Source organism: Anoxybacillus sp. PDR2 (assembly GCF_009834045.1).
Lineage (GTDB): Bacteria > Bacillota > Bacilli > Bacillales > Anoxybacillaceae > Anoxybacteroides > Anoxybacteroides rupiense.
In genome coordinates this window covers 255303-275520 of record NZ_CP047158.1, presented here as the reverse complement: position 1 = coordinate 275520, position 20218 = coordinate 255303, and the positions used below count along the sequence as shown (strand labels likewise).

Below are 20218 nucleotides of genomic sequence, written 5' to 3'. Positions count from 1 at the left end.
AAACACTGATTATCATTCTCAATTAAATATACATCCTTTTGACCTATTTTACAACAAATAGTGATTGACAATTGAAAAAAAATAGCTTTAAATTATATATTGAATTGATAATGATTATCGTTTTTATCCTTTTGCGGATATGTATAAAGGGGGGTAGGAGCATGGTTCGCTTATATACAAATGAACTAAGTATTGGCTACAATGAGCGCTTAATTGTTAAAAATTTAAGCATACAAATTCCCGATCAAAAAATCACAACCATTATTGGACCAAATGGATGCGGAAAATCCACACTATTAAAAGCGCTGACTCGTATTATCGCACCACAAGCTGGAACCGTGATATTAGACGGCAAGCAAATCACAAGCGAAAACACGAAGATTCTCGCAAGAAAAATGGCCATTCTTCCGCAAACTCCGGAAAGTCCGGGGGGCCTGACGGTCGGGGAATTGGTTTCTTATGGCCGCTTTCCATATCAAAAAGGTTTCGGGCGCTTGACCAAAAAAGATTACGAAGTCATTGACTGGGCGCTTGAAGTGACCGGAACAAAAGATTTCAAATTCCGATCTGTTGACGCTTTGTCTGGGGGACAGCGCCAACGCGTGTGGATTGCCATGGCGCTTGCACAGGAAACCGATATCATTTTCCTTGATGAGCCGACTACTTATCTCGATATGGCACATCAATTGGAAGTTTTAGAGCTTCTGCAAAAATTAAACGAAGAACAAAAACGAACGATTGTCATGGTTCTTCATGATTTAAATCAAGCAGCTCGTTTCGCAGATTATATTATTGCCCTTAAGGACGGGGAAATTGTCAAGGCGGGAAGCTGCGAAGAAGTCATTACGCGTGACGTGCTCAAGCAGGTCTTTCATATTGATGCCGAAATCGGGCAGGATCCTCGCACGCAGAAACCAATGTGTCTCACATATAGTCTACTTAAGGAGGAATACATCCAATGAAAAAAATCTTAATCCCGATCATGCTCCTATTTTTGCTTATTATGAGCGCTTGCAGTGGCAAAACAACCGAAACGAAAAACAGTTCGGCTTCCAAAGAAAAAGAAGCGGAAACGATTACGTACCAATCTGAAAATGGTCCAATCGAAGTTCCTGCACATCCAAAGCGCGTAGTAGTGCTCTCTTCTTTTGCGGGCCATGTCATGGCTTTAGGAGTAAATTTAGTTGGTGTTGACTCATGGTCTAAAATGAATCCCCGCTTCCAAGACAAACTAAAAGACGTAGCGGAAGTATCGGATGAAGACATCGAGAAAATCATAGAATTAAAGCCCGATCTGATTATTGGGTTATCCAATATTAAAAATATTGATAAACTAAGCAAAATCGCTCCTACTGTCACGTATACATACGGAAAAGTAGATTACCTCACACAATTTTTGGAAATCGGAAAACTTTTAAATAAAGAAAAAGAAGCTAAAGCTTGGATCGACGACTTTAAGAAACGCGCACAAAAAGCCGGAGAAGAAATTCGGGCTAAAATTGGCGAGAATGCTACTGTTTCTGTCATCGAAAATTTTGACAAACAAATTTATGTATTTGGTAATAATTGGGGAAGAGGAACTGAGATACTGTATCAAGAAATGAAACTAAAAATGCCGAAAAAAGTAGAAGAAACAGCGTTAAAGCCAGGCTACTATGCATTATCGCTAGAGGCATTACCTCAATTTGCTGGCGACTATCTAATTATTAGCAAAAACCCAGATACTGATAACTCATTCCAAGAAACAGAAACCTATAAAAACATTCCAGCAGTCAAAAACAATCATGTATTTGAAGCAGATGCTAGAGAATTTTACTTTAACGATCCACTTACATTGGATTATCAGCTCGATTTCTTTATTAAGCATTTTTTAGGCAAATAAAAAGAGCGTTATCCGTTTCTATATCACGAGCACTCCATTAGTATATGGTAAAGCACAGACGAGGAATTCTTAAAGCAAGAATTCCTCGTCCTTTATGTACATACACACGAAAAGAGGGAACTACATGAAAGCGAACTTAAATCGTTCGATTCCATTTATATACAAGCTTATAATCGCCTTATTTGTATTGATCGCTATGTTTTCAGCTGCCATGGTCTTCGGGGCGGCAGATACTACGCTAAAAGAGGTGTGGCTCGCTCTCACCACTGATATCAAAGGAGAGCCCTTTTCGATTATTCGCGAGCTTCGCTTTCCCCGCGAGGTGGCGGCCATGTTCGTAGGAACTGCCTTATCCACCTCTGGAGCGATTATGCAAGGAATGACGCGAAATCCCTTAGCTGATCCGGGGCTGCTTGGACTTACTGCTGGCGCCAATGCCGCATTGGCGATCACCATTGCTTTTATCCCCTCGGCTAATTATTTTAGTATGATGGTGGCCTGCTTTATCGGTGCTGCCGCCGGAGGATTCCTCGTATTCGGCATTGGCACTATCAAAAAAGGCGGTTTTTCCCCACTGCGCATTGTTTTAGCCGGTTCTGCTGTTTCTACTTTTCTATATGCGGTCGCAGAAGGAATTGGGATTTATTTTAAAATATCAAAAGATGTATCGATGTGGACCGCCGGCGGTGTGATTGGAACAACATGGGGACAGCTTCAAGTGATCGCTCCGTTTATTTTGCTTGGTATCCTTGTTTCGCTTTTACTCTCAAAGCAGCTTACGATTTTGAGTTTAAATGAAGAAGTAGCCGTTGGATTAGGACAAAAAATTACGCAAATTAAAGCGACTTTGTACATCGTTGTTATTTTGCTGGCTGGCGCCTCAGTCGCCCTTGTCGGCAATATGACTTTTATTGGCTTAATGGTTCCTCATATCGTTCGGGCGATTGTCGGCACGGATTATCGTTACATTATCCCTATGTCCTCTATTGTTGGAGCGACGCTTATGCTTTTAGCTGATACGCTTGGGCGCACGGTCAATGCACCATATGAAACGCCAGTGGCAGCCATTGTAGCGATGATGGGATTGCCTTTCTTCCTGTTCATCGTGCATAAAGGAGGAAAAACATTCTCATGATTCAATCGGCTTTAATCAAAAAACAGCGCATTATTATATGTATTTTACTCGCACTCATTATCTTGACAATCGTGGTTGGAATGGGAATGGGCTATGCTTCTCTCTCTTATGATCGGCTTATTCCGACTTTGTTTGGCCAAGGAACGTTTAAAGAAGAATTTATCTTATTTTCGATCCGTCTCCCTCGCATCATCATTACCTTATTAGCGGGGATGGCGTTGGCACTATCTGGGGCGATTTTACAAGGAGTAACACGAAACGATTTAGCGGATCCCGGTATTTTAGGAATTAATTCCGGCGCCGGCGTTGCTGTAGCCATTTTCTTTCTCTTTTTTCCTGTCAGTGCTGATTCCTTTGTGTATTTGATTCCGCTCCTTGCTTTTATAGGCGCTTTGTTTACAGCGGTTCTCATTTATGGGTTGTCATATAAAAAGGAGGCAGGTCTCCAACCAGTAAAACTCGTTCTCATTGGTGTCGGATGTTCAATGGCGCTTTCTGGAGTGATGATTGTCTTAATCTCATCCGCTGAACGGGCAAAAGTCGATTTTATCGCTAAATGGCTTGCCGGGAATATTTGGGGCGATGATTGGCCCTTTATTTTGGCCTTGCTTCCTTGGTTAATCACGCTCATTCCTTTTACTTTATATAAAGCTCATCGCTTGAATTTGCTCGGGTTAAGTGAACCGGTAGCCGTTGGCGTCGGCATGTCGGTTGAAAAAGAACGAATTTCTTTGCTTCTCGCAGCCGTAGCCTTGGCCGCCTCCACCGTTTCAGTGACGGGCGGAATCTCTTTCATCGGGCTGATGGCACCGCATATGGCAAAAGCGTTAGTAGGACCGAGAAACCAACTATTTATTCCTATCGCGCTGCTCCTTGGCGGATGGTTTTTATTAATCGCTGATTTGATCGGCCGAAATATCTTTGATCCCAATAGCATTCCAGCCGGGATTATGGTCTCTTTAATTGGCGCACCTTATTTTATTTACTTGCTATTAAAGAAATAAATGAATCCCTCAATTAAAGAAAATGATATAAAAATGAACAGCGATAATGGATAAAGCTTACCTTCGAATGTTTGCATTCTTTATGAATAGACGGGATCTGGCATTCATGGGGTGAAGGTTAGAACCATACCATTTACCTGATGATGCCAATAATAACACCTTGATATCCCCCGCTCCTAACTTAAGAATAAGAGAATGGCTCTCATAGAAAAGCAGCTTGTATCCGATTGAGATTCAAATAATAATAAGGGCTCAGATCTTCCGATCCGAGCCCTTTTTGTCTGCCATCTCTAATGGCACTGATATTTTTATTGCCTAACATGTGAAGATGAACATTTGATGCAACCTAAGGACGAAACGATTCGTTATACGCTGTTTCTCGATACAAACCGTAGAGCTCGGCTGATGAGGGCTGGCAATACCGAAACATGCCCTTCTCCGGCAAATTCCTGAAACTCCACATATACCCCCAAATCAGCTAAAGCGGAAAGGCGTTCCGCCAGTTCTTCAGCATGAGCGTTAATTCGGCTTTTGTGGCTTCTTTCCAACTCTCCAGCCGCCAGAAGTACGTCAACGTTGAGCGCTTCTTGTTTGATGCGAGCAACAAAGCGTTGTTCCGCTTCAAGCAATAGCTGTTTGCTCCAATGAATCGAAGGGCTTCCAGCAATATACGTTCTGAAAGCAGTCGGCTTCGTAAAAAGCACCTGCAGAGCAAAGAGGCCGCCGAGAGAATGGCCAAAAATGGCCTGCCTCGCCCGATCAATTGGCCATTCTCGCTCTATTTCAGGCTTCAGTTCCGTTTCAATAAATTCCAAAAAAGCCGCTGCTCCTCCCATTTCCGGCCATGCGGTTCCATCTGGACGAGCAGGTAATTCGCTTTCCGGAACAGACATGGTAAAATCGTAAAAACGGGCAGGAGAAAATGGCTTTTCTGTTGGATAACCAATACCAACAATCACCGCAGGAACAACTCCTGTGCGATCAGGACGTCCTGCCTGCACGCGCATCGCTTCCACCATCGTGCCAAATACCGAATTGGCATCAAGTACATAAATCACCGGAAATCCCGAAGGAGGCGGATCCGCATAAGGTTGAGCGACAAAAATCCGATATTCACGATTCCCATAGTGAGAATACATCACACGCTGCTTCGTTCGCGGAATTGTGAACTCACTAACGCCTGCCGTATGAACAGCTGAAGAAAACAACTCACTTTTTTTAGCATCCAACCCTACTCCCTCCTTTCTTGCTCATCGAATCATCAGCCGCCTTCTACTGCTCCCCTTCTGTATTTGAATATAACCACTTCACTGCGCTTGGAAATCGTTTAATAAAAAAAGGGCGAGCATGAGGAGCCCCCTCCTCTATGACAAATTTGAGTCTCTTGTTGCTTAGCTGTTGATTCATTAATATCGCATAGGCTGCTTTTGTTCTTGAAACCATTTCTCGTTGAACATTTTGTTTTTCAATGCCCTCTATGCTTCCTACGTCCATATAAATCTTTAAATCGGAGGCAACTATATGTGACTCCATGAAATGAAGAAAACCTTCATACCAAAATGAACCTGAAAGACAGCCGATTTTGCCAAATACATGCGGATATAAATAAGCCGCATACATCGAGATGAGACCGCCAAGAGAAGCTCCGACCAGGCCTGTTTGCCGCTGACATCCATCTGTTTGATAGGAAGCATCTATATATGGTTTAAGGTCTTCGGCAAGAAAGGCGAGGTAATGTGAGCCCTTTCCGCCAAAATCGGCAAACCGTTCAGATAGCGCCTTCGCATGCCACGGTGTATATTCATCCAATCGGTTCTTTGTCTCAATCCCCACAAATAAAAGCTCCGGAAGCTCCCCGTGGGCAAACATAAGCTCAAGCTGGACTAGAGCATCACTTTGAAAGGGATCAAATAAATATCCTCCATCTTGAACATAGACAACTGGATATCGGCTAACGCCTTTTGCATAGGAGGGAGGAAGATAAATCAACAGCGTTCTCCCTCTCCAACTCTCCGTCGTCAATGTTCCCCTAATATGACTTTCCTTTAACATACGACGAACCTCGGCTTTATGCTTGATTAAAAATAGTGGTCAATTGCGCAGCTGGAATACGCGGCCGAGCGGGTGGAATCTTTGCAGGATAGCCGATATGGAGATTGCCAACGGCTTTCTCTCCGGGCTGAATTCCCATCGCTTTCCGAAAAATAGGATCATGCAGCCATCCATATGTCTCCCACACCATGCCGATCCCCTTTTCCCATGCGAGCAGACTAAAATTATGGATCACACAACTCGTTGCTGCATAATCTTCTTCTCTAACCACCAAATTAGGGTCCTCCCTCATCAACACCGTTAAAATCATCGGAATAGACATGATTTTATCGTAAAATTTTTGGCCGATTTCCTTTCTTTTCAATGGGTCCGCTTCTTTGTTTTCTTTCATTGTCCGCACGGCATCAGCAATTTTTCTACGGCCTTCTCCATATGTTAAAATAAACCGCCAAGGCTGAGTCAGACGGTGATTAGGAGCCCAAACAGCTGTATCAAGCAGCTCCATTACAAGCTCAGGTGATACAGAACGATCTTCAAATATATGAACGGAACGGCGATCTCGCAGCAATTGGCTCAGCTCCATAAGCAACCCTCCATTTTTCAGTTTTCGAGATGTCCCCTGTTCGCTTACACTTTCGTTTTAAATAGCAAGTACACGAAGTAAGGAATGCCAATGATGGCGATGACAATTCCGACAGACAGTTCGACAGGTGCAAAAACCGTTTTAGCAATAAAGTCTGAAACCACTACTAGCAACATGCCAATCGTTCCGCTAATAGGGATGACGCGCTGATGATAAATGCCGACGAGACGCTTGGCGATATGGGGAGCAATCAAACCAACAAAGCCGATGTTTCCAGACACAGACACGCACGCACTGACAATACCAATACTCGTCAGTAGCAATATATTTTTTTCCTTTTCAGTAGAAACCCCTAAGCTTTTTGCACTATCTTCCCCCAATTGGAACAAATCGAGAATATAAGCTTTGCTTATAATAATCGGCACCAACAGAATGATCCACGGCAACATGGCAACAATATATTGCCAATTGGCGTTCCAAATGCTTCCCGCCAGCCATACCGTCGCCATTTCAAAATCCTGTGGATTCATCTTTAACGATAAATATAAGGATAGAGCCCCAAAGCCAGACCCCGCGGCAATTCCCACAAGAATGAGGCGCTGCGTATCTAAATGGCCATTCTGTCGAGCAAATAGATAAATCAGCAGGGCGGCACCCAATCCGCCAACCCATCCAAACAGCGGCATCGCTAAAATCGATAGCCAATCGCTTTCCACTGTCATGCGCCCTCCAAAGAAAAGCATAAAAATGACGATCATGGCTCCAGCTCCAGCATTAATGCCCAAAATTCCTGGATCAGCCAAACCATTCCGGCTAATTCCTTGGATAGTCGCTCCGGCAATTCCCAAGCCAAAACCGACCAACGCAGCAATGACAATACGCGGCAGACGGAAATCCAAAATCACCAAATCATGCTCCGGAACCGGATCAATTCGCAGTAGTGTTTTTAAGACATCTTGAACGGTTATATCAAATATTCCATTTGTTAGACTAATATAAATAGCCAACAATATAATGGCAATATTACTAAATAGCACCAACCAATAGCGCTTGGCTGAATGATTAAGCATCCTTTCCTCCCCCTCTCGTATAAATTAAATAGAGGAAGAAAGGCACACCAATCAAAGCTGTAACGACCCCGATCGGTGTTTCAAACGGATAATTCAAAAATCGGCTTAAAATATCGGAAAGCGCTAAAAAGATCGCCCCAAGAGCACCGGCACAAGGAATAATTCGGCGATAATCAACTCCTACTAAAAACCTTGTCATATGAGGAATAATTAAACCAACAAAACCGATATTGCCAGCCAAAGCAACAGAAATGCCTGTCAAGATAACTACGCTGGCGATCGCCAAGGCCTTGATCACCATCGTTTTCTGACCTAAGCTGACCGATATTTCCTCTCCCAACGACAAAATAGTAATCGATTTAGAGATTATGATGGCAATAGCAAGGCCAACAATGGCAAAGGGCACTGCCAATTTAATTAAATGAGGGTCCATTTGATGCAGCCGGGCATTGTACCAAAAGCTCACATCCTGTGAAACTTGAAAATAAGAAGAGAGAGCGGCTGATATGCTGCTCAAAAATGTTCCGATAATCGTTCCAATAATCGCCATTCGAACAGGCGACATTCCATTGGGCAGGACGGAGGCCATCCAGAACACGAAGCCTACGGCAACAGCTGAACCAACCAACGAGTACATGATCATCTCAAGCGAAGAGGCGCCCGGCTGAATAATCATGCAAAGTGTAATCGCAAAAACCGAACCATCTGAAACCCCCATAATGGAGGGAGAGGCTAAATAGTTCCTTGTCATCCCTTGCATAATCGCTCCTGAAATCGCAAGGAATGCACCAATCAAAAGAGCACCGATCACTCTTGGCAGTCTGGAATGCCTAACAATTTGATGATTCACATTATTCGGGTCAAAATCAACTATCGCTTTCCAAACAGTCAACGCATCTATATTTTTGGCCCCATACAAAATAGATGCGATGATGATAAACACCATCGCAACCGGTGAAAGCCATAAAATCAGGGCTGACGGAGAAATTCTTAATTGCATATTGACGCTACCTGCCTTGTATTATTCGTTGCCGAGCTTCTCCACAGCTGCTTTCAAGAAATTGATTTTGCTCCACGCTGTGCCGCCTTGTGCAAGCGGGTCGACAACGTTGACGAACACTTTATCATTTTTCACAGCATTGATGCTTTTCCAAATTGGATTGTTTTGCAGCTCTTCAAGTGCTTTAGGATTGTTTTTATTTTCATCTTCTGAGAATTGCACAAAAATATAGTCCGGATTCATTTCGCTAAATTTCTCTAAAGAAATCATTTCCTGGGCTTTCGCATTTTGAATTTCTTGAGGTACTGTCAGTCCTAAATCCATATATAGCGAAGGATTGAAAAATACATCTGGCGGATAGATCATAATATTTCCGCTGCGAATGCGAACCGCCACGACCTTTTTATCTTTTAGCTTGTCTCCTAGCTTCGCTTTCGCTTCTTCTAAGTCTTTTTTATATTGGTTTAATACTTCATCAGCTTTGTCTTGTGTTCCAGTAACTTCTGCCAACACACGCAAATTCGCTTCCCAATCTGTTGAGATGTGAGAAACCGGGATCGTTGTTGTTATTTTTTCCAGTTTTTGTGCAACATCTGGCGGGAATTTTGTCGTCGAGAAAATAACGTCTGGTTTTAATTTTAAAATTTCCTCAATATTAGGCTGCGCTTTCTCACCGATAGAGACAGTAGAGCCTGTAATGTCCTTAAACATTTCTGGGAACTTGCCGCCAACCGTAATGCCCCCAAGCGGCTTTACTCCTAACACAAGCGCATCTTCCATGGTTTCCATGCTTCCAGTGATAACGATTTTATCCGTTTTGACCGGAACTGTGTAATCTTTTCCAAGATAATGAATCGTATGCTTTTCATTTGGATCTGCTTGTGTTTCTTGTTTTTTATTCGAGCGATCCCCCGATTTTTCAGGCGCTGATGATTCTTTCGCGCCGCAAGCGCTTAATACTAAAATAAGTAGAGCTATCAGACCTAGATAAAGATAGTTTCTCTTCATGTCTCTCTTAAGTCCTCCCCTCATCCTCTAGGTGATAATGATTATCATTTATGATTATAATTTAGATCTTCCACCCTGAACATGGACAGTATCCGAAATTCATTTTGGACAAATTCCAGAAAAAAACTTTAACGATTCATCAATAATTCGATCATGGGCATATGCCGAGTACTCCACCCACGGATCGGAAGGAAGCACATATACTTGATGATGGCGAACCGCTTTCAGCTCTTGCCATGGAAGTGAATATTGCAATTGATTCCAAAAAGCTAACGTTTCTTCTTCCTGCCTAATTAATAGCAACAAACGATCCGCATCTATTTGAGCAAGCTGATCGAGCGCAATCGGCTCGTTGTAAACACCGCTCTTAGGATACGCGGCATTCATTTGCAAATCCTGATAAAACACCTCTGACATGCCACGATTGCAATGAGCATATAAATGCTGCTTCGAGATTCGCACGACCAAAAATGTGTCCTCTCCTACTTCTCGCTTTAGCTGTTGTCTAGCAAACTTCACCTTTCGATCATACATTTGAAGCCAGTTCTCTGCTTCCTTTTCTTCTCCTAAAAATTCAGCCGTCAGCATCAGCTGCTCCCGCCAGTTTTTCTCAGTCCACGGAACATAAAAAATAGGAGCAATCTGTTCAAGCCTCGCCTTCTCCATCTTTTCGAGATCGTCTGTGCTAATAATCACATCCGGCCGCTCATGGGACAGAGCCTCAACTTTCGATTCCCAATCTTGGTTTTTGCGATAAGCACTGAGAGGGACAGAAATATCGTCACGGTACATTTTATAATAATAAGCCGTCCATTTCGGATGAAGCGGCGCTGCATAAGGAATAATCTTTAATGCAAGCAATTGGCCGGTAATCGGAGACGTATAAGCAGCAATTTTTCGCCGGCGGCTTTTCATATAAGCGGTCGGCGTAACCCCTACCTTCTTTTTAAATTTACGGCTAAAGTAAAATTCATCATGATAACCAACCTGATGGGCGATATCACGCAGTTTAGCGTCAGATTGCGCCATCAGACGCTTCGCCTTATTCAGCCGAAGCTCTGTTAAATAATCCATTGCGCTCATTCCATACGTTTTTTTGAACAAATCGACAAAATATTTAGGACTAATATTGGATATCCTTGCCAATCGTTCAATCGTCAAATTCTCATAAAAATAACGCTCCATATAGTTCTTAGCGGCCTCTAGCGATGTTCGTGATTCTTTAGGAAAAGGCGAACGATGCTTCGTGATATAATAAAGCAGCTCTTGGAAAGCAAGCTGGCAGCGAAACCGTTCCAGTTCATCCTCGCTTCGCCAATGATCATAAATTTCATCACATAACGAGATCAGCCGATCCGCAGGAAACACAGGGATTTCCCCCTGTAACGGAAAGAAGCATTCCCCGTGATCGGATAGGCACTCATATCCTGAACCTTTCCGTTGAAACACGTCAAACTTAAACAAGAACATTTTACTTCTTGCTTCTATTTCAATTCCATATGTATCACCAGGGGAGCACATATAAGCGGTATTCTGCCGCAGTCGATACCTGTGACTATTTAACATAAAATGTCCTTGTCCACCTTTAACGATCATCAGTACATGAGAAGTTGTAAGCTGCTGTTCGATCCGCCAATCGCCTTCTTCTTTGATAAACTGCATCTCCCGCATTCTAAAAAACGAGCGATCCCAAGCAAACTCATCGGCCTCTTGCTTGATCATTTCAAATTGGACCATGATCTTTCTCCCTCCTTCTTGCTTCTGCATCTATACATGAAAAAGAGCGATTTTATTCGAGCTTTGACCATTCATTGTTATTTAGCGTTTGATAATGATTATCATTATTATAATAATTATATCAAATCATTCCCTTTTTCACAATATACTCCCATTCAAGTTCAACTATTTGATATAGATAGCATCTGAAAAGAAGGAGAATGGAGTGTTTTTAACAAACGAGGATCAGGAACACGCAGACACACGGCAAAAAAACAAGGCTGTTCTCCTGTTGAGAACAGCCTTATCCATCCCTTCTCGATCATTCACACCTTTATTTATTATAATCATCTTTCCAGCCAAACCCTTCCCTCAGCAACCTTCCAGCATCATATCGCTCTATTTTTTGGCTCGCTTCATCCAGCAAAGCTAATGAGGCCACATAACCGTTATCAATCTCTAACGGATACATCGTTGCACGGTTTAGGCAATCAGGGTCATCTTTCAAATAAAGTAACCGTGGGGTTTGATGAGGCGCAGATACGATCACATGCAATGGAGAAATTTGCAATCCCTTGCCCGTCGCTTTCAATATCGCTTCTTTCCTTGTCCAATATGTATAAAAAGCCCTCTTTTGCTCTTGAGGCGATGCTTGAAGCACATGATATTTTTCTTCCTCTGCTAGCACTTCATTGGCCATTTTCCTTACATCTAAAGCGTGAGAGTCACCCATCCACTCAATGTCGACACCAACGGGGATGCCGGCTGTAAAAGCAACGAGAACTCTCTCACCGGAATGAGAAATCGACCATTGCAATGAACGGTCAGGCAGCTGCGGACGGCCATGAGCCTTACGACAAGCCGGGCAAGTGCGATCAATCGGCACTTCATGCGGAGCCATATTGAGCTGCGCCGCTAATACAAAGCGACTTAATACACAACCGATCATAAAACGAGCTCGATCTTGCCCCTTCCGAAATGATTGTACTCTTTCCTTTTCCTCCGCATTCAGCAATCGAATATGCCACGATTGTAGATCGCGGATGTTAGCGAGCCAAACCTGGCACGCATGCTTCGTTAAATGAGGAACTGAATTCGCTATTTCCCATTCCACCACGGCAACCATTCTCCTCTCTCATTTCCGTTTTGCTTGGTCGTGTGGAAAATAAAAGAAGAGTTAAGCAGGGGTTCTAAGAGCTTGATCCTTTCCTGCTCAACTCCGATTTGGCACCGTTCATTGCCAAGTTAAAGCCGTTAAGTTTTTATTTAACCTATTCATCAGGTGTAGGTGGAAGAGTCCACAGAAGCCACTGCTCTACGACAAGTGTTGAAGCTACTGAACTTGATCCACGGTCTAGGCGGATGATCTATTTTATTTTTTGATTTCTCGCAAACTGTTAGGCCTCATGTCCGTCCAGTGTGTATGAATATAATCGTGGCAAGCGGCACGTGTATTTTCTGAAAACACAATTCTCCAACCGGAAGGAACCGCAATGGAGGACGGCCAGAGCGAGTACTGGCCTTCCTCATTGATTAAGACAACATAGGTCCCATCTTGATTTTCAAAAGGGTTGGTCATTTTATACCTCTCCCTCCATTCATTGGAATGAAATCACTTTATTTCTTAATTGATCAGCAAGAACGCGGCCAATTTCAGCCAATGGCCCAGGCTGGCACATATCCTTATGGCGGCATTCGATATCATATTGAATGATTCGGCCATCGATATATGGTAGCCATGCCTCCGGCTCGATTGGATCAAACCATTCCGGAATAATGGTTGAGCGGAAGAATAGGAGATCTCCCTTATAGCGCCGTGGCATATATTCACTTAAAATACGGACAGAATTTACATACGTGTTTTTAAGATTTAAGATGGTGGACTCTTCTAAACTAGCTAACGCACTACCGTCACCCCGAAGCATCTCAATCGTATTCTCCAAATTCAACGGCTTCCCATCCATGTTATCCGGATCATATCCTCCTAAAGCAAGCAATGCAATCAAGGCCTCTTGCTCATCCGGTGCCTTAGCAATCGGTAAAAAGTGGCTAGGGTATGCGTCTAACATCACTAGAAGTGCAATCTCGTCTCCTTGCTGCTGCAGCTGTGTCGCCATCGCATGCACGACATTTCCGCCTAGCGACCATCCTAATAAGTAATATGGTCCTTTAGGCTGAACAACCTTCATTTGCTCAATATAATCAGCAGCCATCTCATCTAATGTCTCTGGCAATCTCTCAGCTTTCGCAATACCTCGAGCCTGCAATCCGTATATTGGATATTCCGTTCCGATCGATGTCATCAATCCTGCATAGCACCAGCTAAGACCTCCCGCTGGGTGTACGCAAAATAGCGGAGGCTCTGTACCAGAAGCTCGCAATGGCAACAATATATCCAACGCATTATGACTGCTTCCCATTTCTAATTTCTCAGCAAGACCCGCAACGGTAGGAGCTTCAAATAAATCACCTATGCTCAGCTCGACTCCAAACGTCTCACGAATACGGCTCATTAACTGAACGGCCAAGAGTGAATGGCCTCCAAGTTCAAAGAATCCATCGTCAATGCCGACAAGCGGCAAGCGGAGAATCTCCATAAAGAGGTCACATAACATCTCCTCTTGAGGTGTTCGCGGCCCGCGCCCATTCACTTCGATCGCTAAATCAGGCATTGGTAACGCTTTGCGATCCAATTTACCATTCGGAGTTAACGGCAAAGCTTCGATCATGACAAAAGCGGATGGGATCATATAATCAGGCAGGCTAGCCGCAACATATTTCCGCAGCTCGGATGATTCAAACACGGCATCCTTTGCAGGCACAATGTAGGCTACAAGCCGTTTATCCCCCGGCTGATCTTCCCGCACAATGACGGCTACTTGGACAATTTGAGGATGTTTGGCTAAAACGGCCTCAATCTCTCCCAACTCAATTCGATAGCCTCTAATTTTAACTTGATGATCGGCTCGACCAATATAATCCAAAGTCCCATCTACGCGCCATTTTGCTAAATCGCCCGTGCGATACATTCTTGAGCCCGGCGGTCCAAATGGATTAGCAATAAAGCGTTCAGCGGTTAAATCAGGGCGCCCTAAGTATCCTCTTGCTAATCCAGCTCCAGCCACATACATCTCGCCAATCACTCCCGGCGGAACCGGCTGCAGCTGATCATCTAATACATACACCTCTAAATCAGGAATGCTGCAACCAATTAAGCTGTTCCCTTTCAGAGAAAGAATCGTTCGATCCAATTCAATATAGCTGACATGCACCGTCGTTTCCGTAATACCGTACATATTAATCAGCTTCGGCTGATTCTCAGGGTGCCGCTCATACCAATCTTCTAAACGGCTCAACTCCAATGCTTCTCCACCAAAAATCACAAAGCGCAAGGAAAGCTGCTTCGACCATTCGCTGTTTTCCCGATCCGCCTGCATCAGCTGATAAAAAGCGGATGGCGTTTGATTAAGAACCGTGACGTTTTGCTCCACGAGCAATTGAAGAAACTCCTTCGGTGAACGGCTTACATGGTGCGGAACGACAACAAGACGTCCGCCATATAAGAACGGTCCCCAAATCTCCCAAACGGAAAAGTCAAACGCATAAGAATGGAATAATGTCCAACTATCATTTTCGGAAAATTGGAACCAATGCTCCGTCGACCGGAAAAGCCGAACTACGTTTTGATGCGGAATCATCACACCTTTTGGTTTTCCTGTTGAGCCAGAAGTATAGATGATATAAGCCATATGATACGGTGATAAAGCTTCGATTCGATCCGCATCATTCGGATTCGTTTCCGGATAGTGGCCAATTTGCCCCACAACATGCTCCGCATCGACTACGATATGCTCCACATTCGGCGTACGCGGAAGCTTAACGGCCATTTGCTGATTGGCAATCACATACATCGGCTGCGCATCTTCCATCATATAGGCAATGCGATCTTCAGGATAATTCGGATCTAAAGGCAAGTAAGCGCCTCCCGCCTTCAATACCGCTAAAATGCCGATCACCATTTCCAATGAACGCGGCAACGCAAGAGCGACTACTCTTTCTGGGCCCACTCCTTTACTGATGAGAAAATGAGCCAGCTGATTCGCTTTTTTATTTAGCTCGGCATAACTAAGCTTTTGATCTTCAAAAACAACGGCTGTCGCATCTGGAACTCTTTGGACTTGTTTTTCAAATAAAGCTGGCAGGGTTTCCGCAGACAGATACCGCTGTCGATGCTCTGCTTGATTTAGAAGGAGCTTGCGTTCTTCTGGCAGCAGCATATGAATTTGTCCAATCGGCAATTCTGGATTCGTCACCACTTCTTTAAGAAGCTGACATAACCGCTTGGCAAATCGTTCAACGGTCTCCTGCTGGAATAAATCTCGGCTATACTCAAATAAACCTATTAATCCAGCTGGCGAGCCATCTCCCATCCGGTTTTCGCGAAGCTCCAGCGTCAAATCAAATTTGGCAGAACCGACGCTGCGAACCTCTAATCGACTTTCCAGACCTTGCAACTCCAACTTTGGCTCCGGTGTATTTTGAAATACAAACATGACTTGGAATAGTGGGTGCTTGGCCCGCGAACGAACCGGATTTAAAACCTCCACTAATCGTTCAAATGGAAGATCTTGATTTTCATAAGCTGATAGATTCACTTGCTTCACTCTAGCAAGCAGCTCGCGGAAGCTTGGATTCCCTGATGTATCCATACGCAGCACAAGCGTATTAATAAACATTCCCACAAGGTCTTCCAGTGCATCGTCGTTTCTTCCTGCGATTGGACTGCCGATCGGAATATCTGTTCCCGCTCCCAACCGAGTGAGAAGAGCGGCAAAGCCCGCTTGAAGCACCATAAATAAGCTTGTTTTATTCTCACGCGCCAAAGCTAATAGCCGTTGATGGAGCTCCGCATCGAGCTTGAATTCGACAACTCCCCCTTCATAGCTGGACTCTGCAGGGCGCGGATAGTCAGTCGACCACTCCAGCTCTTCAGGTAAGTCAGCAAGCGTCTGCTTCCAGTAATCCAGCTGTTTAGCAACGAGATGATCCGGATGGTTTTCTTTTCCTAAAAATCCCTGCTGCCAAAGAGCATAATCAGCATATGTGACTGGCAAAGGTGGCCAATCCACTTTTTGCTGCTTGCAATGCGCGCGGTAAGCGCTAGCCAAGTCACGAGTCAGCGGAGTGAGCGACCAGCCGTCTGCTGCAATATGGTGCATTAAAAGCAGCAGCACATATCGATTCGCTCCAAGCACAAACAGTTGCGCTCGAATGGACGGCTCTTTTGTTAAATCAAAGCTATAACGCACCGCCTCATTTAGCACGCGAGATAACTCATTTTCGCTAATTTCTTGAACGATCAGCTCCGGACGTGCTTGATGCGGTTCCAAAACGATTTGCCTTGAAGTGCCAGAACGATCCGGGAAAATAGTCCGCAACGTTTCATGCCGTTCCACCACATCATATAAAGCTTGGCGCAAAGCAGCAATTTGAAGCGCGCCTGTTAAATGCACAACGACCGGTATATTATACGTAGGGCTTGGACCTTCTAAATGATGTAAAAACCATAAACGCCGCTGAGCAAATGATAGAGGAATCTCGTCTTTATGGGCGTACGCTTTCACTGGCGGCTTCCCGTGCGCCGCTTCCTTTAGATGATGAACAAGGCTCGCCACCGTCGGTGATTCAAACAGCTTGCCGATCGCCAGCTCCACGCCCAACACATCGTGGATGCGGCTGATTAAGCGCGCGGCCAGCAACGAATGACCTCCCAGTTCAAAGAAGTTATCGTCAATGCCCACTGCCGACAAATCAAGCACCTCAGCAAAAAGCTCACATAAAATTTCTTCTTGCGGTGTTCGCGGCTTGCGTCCCTTCATTGTCACCGTCCAATCTGGAACCGGCAGCGCCTTGCGATCAATTTTTCCGTTTGGAGTCAGCGGAAATTCCTCTAAAATCATAAAGGCCGATGGGACCATATAATCTGGCAGCTTTTCGCTGACATAAAGCCGCAGTTCGGCAAGATCAAGCGCGCCTTTTGAACCGCGAGGAATGAGATAAGCCACCAATCGCGGATCGCCTGGTTGATCTTCACGAGCCACGACTACCGCCCGCTCTACCTCATCATATTTGGTTAATATGGCTTCAATTTCACCGATCTCAATGCGGAAGCCGCGCAGCTTCACTTGATAATCGACACGCCCGATATAATCTAAAGAGCCATCCTTGCGCCAACGTACAAGATCCCCTGTCCGGTACATGCGGCTTCCTGGTGGGCCGTATGGATTAGCGACAAAACGCTCGGCGGTCAAATCCGGCCGTTTCAAGTAGCCTCTCGCTACCCCCTCGCCAGCAATATATAGTTCACCAGCTACCCCAGGAGGAACGGGCTGCAGATGACGATCCAAAACATACACTTGTGTATTCCAAATAGGTTTACCAATCGCAGGAGCGAGAATATCATCCTGCTGCAAAGTCGCCATCGTGGACCATATCGTTGTCTCCGTCGGTCCGTATAAATTCGTGATCTCGCACCCGAGCTGATCCAAAGCCGATGCAAGGCTGCTTGGCAACGCTTCTCCTCCAACAAGCACCCGCAACCCGGCGATGCTGTCTGGATGATACGTCACAAGCATATGCCAAAGTGTCGGCGTCGCCTGCATGATCGTAATCTCTTCATTAGAAATCAGCGCAGCGAGCGTTTGCGGATCATGAATGGCTTCTTTTTTCGCTACGATTAATCTTGCTCCGCTCATTAATGGGAGAAAGATTTCTAAAGCAGCAATATCAAAGGCAATCGTTGTCACTGCCAGCCAACGGTCACGCTCATTGAGCATAAATTTGTCTTGCATGGCAAATAAAAAGTTATTTAGGTTTTGGAATGGCACAACCACTCCTTTTGGCTTTCCTGTTGAGCCAGACGTATAAATAACATAGGCTGGATGAAGAGCAGAGCGCCCATTTTCAACATTTGTGCTAGGATAGCGTTTGATTGCCTCTTCGGTTTCTGGATGATCAAGCACAATCATTGAAAGCGGAGAAATCGCCGATAATTTCGGTTGTGTCGCTGAGTTTGTAATGATGCAAAGCGGTTCCGCATCATCAAGCATAAAGGCTAAGCGCTCTTTTGGATATTCAGGATCAATCGGCAGGTAGGCTGCACCTGCTTTTAGTACCGCTAGCATCGCGATAACCATATCAGCGGAACGCGGCAGAGCCAATGCTACATACTGTTCGGGGCCTGCTCCCTTTTCTACAAGCAAATGGGCCAAACGATTGGCTTGTTCATTCAGCTCTTGATAACGAAGCATTTGATTTTCGCAAATGACCGCCATCGCTTCTGGATGTTGCTGTGCTTGTTTTTCAAACAACTGTAAAAAACTTGCTTCTGAATGATGCCGTGCCGTCTCGTTCCATATTTCGATGACTTGGCGGCGTTCTTGCTCAAGCAGCAGCTCTACACTTCCAATTGTCACATCCTCTTGCAACACTGTGAGCGTCTCCAAAAGCTGTAAAAACCTAGATTGATGAATGGCAAGGTCATCAGCTTGATAAATCTCCGGATTTGCATCAAAATCAATTCTTAGACCATTTCCATCTGTTCGGTCGTATACATTAATCGCCAAATCATCCACAGGCCCAGCTGAAAGGTTATGCGTAATTCCTTGATATCCGTCAAAACGCAATCCATAGTCAAACGGCATAATATTGACTTGCACGCCAAATAGGCGTTGATTTTCCCCTAATAGCTTCAAATCGCGGCGCAGCTGCTCATGGCGATATTTATGATGCTGCTTGATTTCTTTGATTTCCTGGCGAACAGTGCTTAATAGCTGTGACATTTTCATATCTGCATGCAGATGCAGACGAAGCGGAACGAGATTCATCACCATAGCCGGCACATTCAACGCCACGGAACCTAAGCGATTCATCATCGGCAAGCCAAGAATAACATCGGTGGCGCTTGTCAACCGATGAAGATAAAGAGCGGTTGCCGCAAGGAAAAGCTCATGCCATCCCGCTTTCCAATATTGAGTCGATTGTTTCAACCGTTCGGTTTGAGCGACGGATAAATGGACGGTTTTCCGAATAAACGTATGCGAAGCGCGCGCCGCTCGATCAGAAAGGCTTACGGCTTCAGGCTGATCGCGAAAACGCTCTAACCAAAATTGGCGGTCACGCTCATATTGCTCAGAGGCATGATAAACTTTCTCTTCTTCTATCACCTCACGAAATGAAGCAAAGGCTTCATCAGCAGCGATCATTCGATCGTTCATAAGCGCCGTATAAGTCTCCGCTACTTTTTGGGCAATCAGTGAAAAGCCAAAGCCATCGATGGCAATATGATGAATGCGCTGATACCAGAAAAAGCGCTGATCAGAAAGCTTAAATAACGCTTCCGTAAAAAGCGGATCGCATTTTAAATCTATCGGTTTAGATAGATCTTTTTTCATCCAAAAAAGCGCTTCAGACTCCGGATTTGCGGCTGTGCTCACGTCGATGAAATAAAATGGGAAATCCGGCGAAGGATCAATGATCTGCCATGGCCCATTTTCATCTTCGCCAAATTGAGCGTGCAATGATTCTGCTTGGACCAACACATGACGCAATGCTTGTTCAAAGCGAGCCGGATCAACCGGCCCGTGAATTTCAACGTATTCTCCTGTATTATAGATAGGATTTGCTGGATCGAGCTGTTGAGCAAACCAAATACCCGCTTGCGCCCCCGATAAAGGCAAACGCAGACGCTGATTCATGGACATGGATTC

General features: G+C 44.7%; 14 protein-coding genes. 4 read left to right on the top strand and 10 right to left on the bottom strand.

Going from position 1 to position 20218, the window contains the following annotated elements; translation table 11 throughout:
- Positions 1 to 161 precede the first annotated feature (161 nt).
- The 4 genes from GRQ40_RS01435 to GRQ40_RS01420 all read left to right on the top strand — a co-directional run bounded on the left by GRQ40_RS01435 (position 162) and on the right by GRQ40_RS01420 (position 4021).
- Complete coding sequence (locus GRQ40_RS01435; RefSeq protein WP_044742579.1) at positions 162 to 962, top strand: ABC transporter ATP-binding protein; 801 nt, start codon at positions 162 to 164, stop codon at positions 960 to 962.
- A complete protein-coding gene (locus tag GRQ40_RS01430; protein WP_044742580.1) occupies positions 959 to 1882 on the top strand; it encodes an iron-hydroxamate ABC transporter substrate-binding protein in 924 nt (307 codons plus the stop codon). Before GRQ40_RS01435 ends, GRQ40_RS01430 begins: the two co-directional genes overlap by 4 nt.
- A 124-nt stretch (positions 1883 to 2006) precedes the next feature.
- On the top strand, positions 2007 to 3017 hold the full coding sequence (locus GRQ40_RS01425; RefSeq protein WP_159719229.1) for a FecCD family ABC transporter permease: 1011 nt from the start codon (positions 2007 to 2009) through the stop codon (positions 3015 to 3017).
- Positions 3014 to 4021 carry a FecCD family ABC transporter permease gene (locus GRQ40_RS01420; RefSeq protein WP_159719228.1) on the top strand — a complete coding sequence of 336 codons (1008 nt, stop codon included), beginning with the start codon at positions 3014 to 3016 and terminating at the stop codon, positions 4019 to 4021. Before GRQ40_RS01425 ends, GRQ40_RS01420 begins: the two co-directional genes overlap by 4 nt.
- A 365-nt stretch (positions 4022 to 4386) precedes the next feature.
- On the opposite strand, the gene GRQ40_RS01415 is transcribed toward GRQ40_RS01420, so the two are convergent.
- From GRQ40_RS01415 to GRQ40_RS01370, 10 genes are all read right to left on the bottom strand, one after another.
- A complete protein-coding gene (locus GRQ40_RS01415) occupies positions 4387 to 5250 on the bottom strand; it encodes an alpha/beta hydrolase (RefSeq protein ID WP_275192118.1) in 864 nt (287 codons plus the stop codon).
- Positions 5251 to 5293: 43 nt separating this feature from the next.
- On the bottom strand, positions 5294 to 6055 hold the full coding sequence (locus tag GRQ40_RS01410) for an alpha/beta hydrolase (protein WP_159720701.1): 762 nt from the start codon (positions 6053 to 6055) through the stop codon (positions 5294 to 5296).
- 34 nt (positions 6056 to 6089) lie between these two features.
- Positions 6090 to 6656, bottom strand: coding sequence for a nitroreductase family protein (locus GRQ40_RS01405; RefSeq protein WP_066148974.1), 567 nt, complete (start codon positions 6654 to 6656; stop codon positions 6090 to 6092).
- Positions 6657 to 6700: 44 nt separating this feature from the next.
- The gene (locus GRQ40_RS01400; protein WP_159719227.1) at positions 6701 to 7726 is read right to left on the bottom strand and encodes a FecCD family ABC transporter permease; all 1026 of its coding nucleotides are present in this window, start codon (positions 7724 to 7726) and stop codon (positions 6701 to 6703) included.
- Positions 7719 to 8726 (bottom strand): FecCD family ABC transporter permease, encoded by a 1008-nt coding sequence (locus GRQ40_RS01395; protein WP_159719226.1) that lies wholly within the window; start codon positions 8724 to 8726, stop codon positions 7719 to 7721. Before GRQ40_RS01395 ends, GRQ40_RS01400 begins: the two co-directional genes overlap by 8 nt.
- Positions 8727 to 8747: 21 nt before the next feature.
- Complete coding sequence (locus tag GRQ40_RS01390) at positions 8748 to 9734, bottom strand: ABC transporter substrate-binding protein (protein ID WP_159719225.1); 987 nt, start codon at positions 9732 to 9734, stop codon at positions 8748 to 8750.
- A 99-nt stretch (positions 9735 to 9833) separates the two neighbouring features.
- Positions 9834 to 11471 carry an AraC family transcriptional regulator gene (locus GRQ40_RS01385; protein WP_201295973.1) on the bottom strand — a complete coding sequence of 546 codons (1638 nt, stop codon included), beginning with the start codon at positions 11469 to 11471 and terminating at the stop codon, positions 9834 to 9836.
- Between the two features lie 313 nt (positions 11472 to 11784).
- Positions 11785 to 12576 (bottom strand): 4'-phosphopantetheinyl transferase family protein, encoded by a 792-nt coding sequence (locus GRQ40_RS01380; protein ID WP_236546379.1) that lies wholly within the window; start codon positions 12574 to 12576, stop codon positions 11785 to 11787.
- 246 nt (positions 12577 to 12822) lie between these two features.
- Positions 12823 to 13029, bottom strand: a complete 207-nt coding sequence (locus tag GRQ40_RS01375) for an MbtH family protein (RefSeq protein WP_066148969.1) — start codon at positions 13027 to 13029, stop codon at positions 12823 to 12825.
- A gap of 19 nt (positions 13030 to 13048) precedes the next feature.
- Positions 13049 to 20212 (bottom strand): amino acid adenylation domain-containing protein, encoded by a 7164-nt coding sequence (locus GRQ40_RS01370; protein ID WP_159719224.1) that lies wholly within the window; start codon positions 20210 to 20212, stop codon positions 13049 to 13051.
- Between the last annotated feature and the right edge of the window lie 6 nt (positions 20213 to 20218).

Excerpts from the sequence above, each read along its gene's own strand:
- GRQ40_RS01405 (WP_066148974.1), bottom strand. The coding sequence starts at position 6,656 with ATGGAGCTGAGCCAATTGCTGCGAGATCGCCGTTCCGTTCATATATTT.
- GRQ40_RS01385 (WP_201295973.1), bottom strand. The coding sequence starts at position 11,471 with ATGGTCCAATTTGAAATGATCAAGCAAGAGGCCGATGAGTTTGCTTGG.
- GRQ40_RS01435 (WP_044742579.1), top strand. The coding sequence starts at position 162 with ATGGTTCGCTTATATACAAATGAACTAAGTATTGGCTACAATGAGCGC.
- GRQ40_RS01400 (WP_159719227.1), bottom strand. The coding sequence starts at position 7,726 with ATGCTTAATCATTCAGCCAAGCGCTATTGGTTGGTGCTATTTAGTAAT.
- GRQ40_RS01380 (WP_236546379.1), bottom strand. The coding sequence starts at position 12,576 with ATGGTTGCCGTGGTGGAATGGGAAATAGCGAATTCAGTTCCTCATTTA.
- GRQ40_RS01420 (WP_159719228.1), top strand. The coding sequence starts at position 3,014 with ATGATTCAATCGGCTTTAATCAAAAAACAGCGCATTATTATATGTATT.
- GRQ40_RS01375 (WP_066148969.1), bottom strand. The coding sequence starts at position 13,029 with ATGACCAACCCTTTTGAAAATCAAGATGGGACCTATGTTGTCTTAATC.
- GRQ40_RS01395 (WP_159719226.1), bottom strand. The coding sequence starts at position 8,726 with ATGCAATTAAGAATTTCTCCGTCAGCCCTGATTTTATGGCTTTCACCG.
- GRQ40_RS01430 (WP_044742580.1), top strand. The coding sequence starts at position 959 with ATGAAAAAAATCTTAATCCCGATCATGCTCCTATTTTTGCTTATTATG.
- GRQ40_RS01390 (WP_159719225.1), bottom strand. The coding sequence starts at position 9,734 with ATGAAGAGAAACTATCTTTATCTAGGTCTGATAGCTCTACTTATTTTA.
- GRQ40_RS01370 (WP_159719224.1), bottom strand. The coding sequence starts at position 20,212 with ATGTCCATGAATCAGCGTCTGCGTTTGCCTTTATCGGGGGCGCAAGCG.
- GRQ40_RS01425 (WP_159719229.1), top strand. The coding sequence starts at position 2,007 with ATGAAAGCGAACTTAAATCGTTCGATTCCATTTATATACAAGCTTATA.